General features: G+C 58.1%; 2 protein-coding genes. Both read right to left on the bottom strand.

Annotation, left to right across the window (positions count from 1 at the left end; genetic code table 11):
* Positions 1-732 precede the first annotated feature (732 nt).
* A complete protein-coding gene (locus J4O76_RS23310) occupies positions 733-2,193 on the bottom strand; it encodes an MDR family MFS transporter (RefSeq protein WP_426284545.1) in 1,461 nt (486 codons plus the stop codon).
* Between the two features lie 69 nt (positions 2,194-2,262).
* Positions 2,263-2,377, bottom strand: a 115-nt coding sequence (locus J4O76_RS23305; protein WP_426280402.1) for an integrase core domain-containing protein, incomplete at its 5' end; no start/stop codon positions are given.

Raw genomic sequence — 2,377 nt, 5'->3', positions numbered from 1 at the left:
TGCACAATATCATTCAGACACCCTACCCGACCAAAGCCAGACAAAGTGTCCATTACATATGGAATATGTGAAGGACATATGAGAACGACTTAGCTTTAAACGATTACCCGAACCCTTGAGGAGCCCGAGAACCGCAAGCCGCCGCCCACATGTCCCTTCATCTTAACCTACAATGTCAAAGAGCCGACAAAAATACCGACACTCGCATAACCCTCCTCTCGGAAGGCTTGGAGCATCTAATTTTCTTGCGACCGTCGCGGTAGCCGGTAAGCCCCTCCGCTGCGGTTCGACGTATTTAAGAGGGCCTCCTCGGGACGTCAACCGAGTATTTTCAAAAATACTGGATCGCGAACCTGTCGGCGTGATTTCATTGAAAACTTCGCTGATAGCTGGCGAGAACGCTACCGGTCGGCCACAACGTGAATTAGCCATGTCGACCCACAAGTGGTCACCCAGCGACTGTTCGGCTCTCCCCAGAAACGGACCTTTGTTCACCTAGCGTGTTCGGCCTTAGATAACCGATCTCCGTCGGGCTGCTTCGAAGAAGAGCCTGTTCGCAGGGCAACAGAGTGCCATGAGCGCTGTTCCACCGGCTATCGGTCCCATGCTAGGCACAGGTGGGTGAACGCGCCCCTCCCCTACAACTTCCGGCCAGACCCACAAGTGGACATTCCGGAGTCCTCTTGGGCTTCCCAAATTCAGACGCTCGTTCAGGTGCAGTTAGAATGCCAACTACTTCGGCGGTCGGGTCCCGAATGTCACGCGGGGAACGAAAACTGAAAGTAACACAGCAAGCAGCGCTATGATCAACACGCCCCAGAAGGTCAGGTGAAGCCCATGAGCTAGGCCGGCGCGGCTTGCCGCTGCACCGACGATGGCCCCTTGGCCGTGCAGCAGCTCCTGTACCTGTTGCAACGACCCCGAATGGTCTCGTGCGAGGCTGGCGTTAAGCACCGTGCCTAGCACTGCGGCTCCAAGGGTGCTGCCGAGATTACGAGCGAAGAGGTTTGATGCTGTAGCAGCGCCACGTTCCGTCCACCCGACACTGTCCTGGATGAGTACGATTGCCGCAGTGCTCAGGAAGCCCATACCGAAACCCATGATCAGCGAACCGAGACCTGCCACCAGAGGCGAAGTGGTGGGTGACAGCAATACGAACGGTACAGCGCCTACTGGCAGTAGCGCGGCACCGAAAACCAGGATTCGTCGTAGGCCAAACCGGCCAAAGTTACGGGCACCAAGCGTCGCTGCAATCGGCCAGCCCAGTACCATCGCTGTCAACATGAAGCCTGCTTCGAGCGGCGAGCGGCCCATGACGGCCTGAACGTACATCGGCAAAAAGGTAGTCAGCCCGATCACCGCCATGCCGCTGAACAGCGTTGCGGCATTGGTGGTGGCGATCGCGCGACGCGTCCACAACGCAAAAGCAACCATTGGATCGCGAGCACGCCGTTCCTGGACTACGAATAACGCGGCCGCGACAAGGCATACTGCCGCAGCTAGCACCGCGAAGCGCCCGTCCGAAGCCCCGGCCTCTGTCAGCGCGACCATCAGCGACGCGATCGCAACCGTGAACAGGCCCGCCCCTACTACGTCGACGCTACGCTCGTGCGTCGTGACCGTCTCGCGCAGAAATAGGAAGAAGCCGGCGGCTGCGGCCAATCCGATCGGCACATTGATCCAGAAGATCCACGCCCAACTGACATGCTGAATGATCAACCCGCCCGCAAGCGGACCGATCACTGATGACACGCCCCAGACGCTTGCTAGCCAGCCTTGCACCTTGCCACGTTCGTGCGCCGCATAAAGATCACCGATGACAGTGATGGAGACAGGCTGGATAGCACCAGCACCCAGCCCCTGGATTAAACGGAACGCGATGAGGGCCGGCATCGACCAGGCGAACCCACACAAAATTGATCCAAGGAGGAAAATGCCGATGCCAACCAGCAGCACCGACCGCCGCCCATATAGATCCGCTAGCTTGCCGAACACCACCGTAGTAGCAGTCTGCGCGAGCAGGAATGAAGAGAAGACCCAGGCATAGTATTGAAGCTGACCAAGCTGACCTGCGATCTGGGGCATTGCCGTCGATACAATCGTTGCCTCGATCGCGATCATGAACGAAGCAAGCATTACCGCCGCTAGAATGAGCGGACGGCGCACTGCCGGTGGTGCTAACGATGCGTTCATAACCAAGCTCCGCGACCAACTAGGCTGTCAGGATTTTGCGAACCTCGAGTAACGGCATGTTGTTGCCCCCTAAAGGCCTGACAGGGCCTCGCAGGTTTGCGCGATGAACTCGCGGGGTGATCGATAGCGCAAAGCGCGGTGCGGATGCACCTCGTTATAGTGGGCGAACCAGCCAGGCAGTTGG

It is taken from the genome of Sphingomonas sp. NFX23, from assembly GCF_049887795.1.
Taxonomy (GTDB): Bacteria; Pseudomonadota; Alphaproteobacteria; order Sphingomonadales; family Sphingomonadaceae; genus Sphingomonas.
Note: the sequence above shows the minus strand (reverse complement) of the source record. Positions and strands in the feature narration are given on the sequence as shown.

Coding starts and splice junctions, on each gene's coding strand:
- J4O76_RS23310 (WP_426284545.1), bottom strand. CDS start 2,193: ATGAACGCATCGTTAGCACCACCGGCAGTGCGCCGTCCGCTCATTCTA.